The sequence below is a fragment of the Kurthia massiliensis genome, from assembly GCF_000285555.1.
GTDB lineage: Bacteria > Bacillota > Bacilli > Bacillales_A > Planococcaceae > Kurthia > Kurthia massiliensis.
Map to the genome: position 1 here is coordinate 1 of NZ_CAEU01000076.1, position 772 is coordinate 772.

The following is a 772-nucleotide window of genomic DNA, read 5'->3' on the forward strand; positions in this document are numbered from 1 at the left end:
CAAATAATTATTTTTGCAAAAAAGTAATTGACTTTCATTCAAAAAGATGTTAATATAATAAATGTCCTTAAGGATGTTTAAAAAAATAGTCTAGTGATGATGGCAAAGAGGTCACACCTGTTCCCATGCCGAACACAGAAGTTAAGCTCTTTAGCGCCGATGGTAGTTGGGGGTTTCCCCCTGCGAGAGTAGGACGTCGCTAGGCTGTAAATATGGAGGATTAGCTCAGCTGGGAGAGCATCTGCCTTACAAGCAGAGGGTCGGCGGTTCGATCCCGTCATCCTCCACCATTATATTGCCGGTGTAGCTCAGTTGGTAGAGCAACTGACTTGTAATCAGTAGGTCGAGGGTTCGACTCCTTTCGCCGGCACCATTTTTTTGAGTCATTAGCTCAGTTGGTAGAGCATCTGACTTTTAATCAGAGGGTCGCTGGTTCGAATCCTGCATGACTCATAATATTATTAAGCGGGTGTGGCGGAATTGGCAGACGCACCAGACTTAGGATCTGGCGCCGCAAGGCGTGGGGGTTCGACTCCCTTCACCCGCACCATTTTATTAAAAACTTTATAATTGCCAGATTAAAAATAATCTTTGCATAATGCGGAAGTAGTTCAGTGGTAGAACATCACCTTGCCAAGGTGGGGGTCGCGAGTTCGAACCTCGTCTTCCGCTCCAATTATGCCGGGGTGGCGGAACTGGCAGACGCACAGGACTTAAAATCCTGCGGTAGGTGACTACCGTGCCGGTTCGATTCCGGCCCTCGGCACCATTT

General features: G+C 47.4%; 6 tRNA genes and 1 rRNA gene. All 7 read left to right on the plus strand.

Annotated features, from left to right (window positions below):
• The first annotated feature begins 89 nt into the window (after positions 1-89).
• The 7 genes from rrf to KMHG_RS16960 all read left to right on the plus strand — a co-directional run bounded on the left by rrf (position 90) and on the right by KMHG_RS16960 (position 769).
• Positions 90-205 (plus strand): 5S ribosomal RNA (gene rrf, locus KMHG_RS16930).
• 9 nt (positions 206-214) lie between these two features.
• Positions 215-290, plus strand: a tRNA-Val gene (locus KMHG_RS16935).
• 7 nt (positions 291-297) lie between these two features.
• A tRNA-Thr gene (locus tag KMHG_RS16940) sits at positions 298-373 on the plus strand.
• A 7-nt stretch (positions 374-380) separates the two neighbouring features.
• Positions 381-453, plus strand: a tRNA-Lys gene (locus KMHG_RS16945).
• Between the two features lie 12 nt (positions 454-465).
• Positions 466-550 (plus strand) — tRNA-Leu (locus KMHG_RS16950).
• Positions 551-600: 50 nt separating this feature from the next.
• Positions 601-675, plus strand: a tRNA-Gly gene (locus tag KMHG_RS16955).
• A gap of 5 nt (positions 676-680) precedes the next feature.
• Positions 681-769, plus strand: a tRNA-Leu gene (locus tag KMHG_RS16960).
• Positions 770-772: the final 3 nt, after the last annotated feature.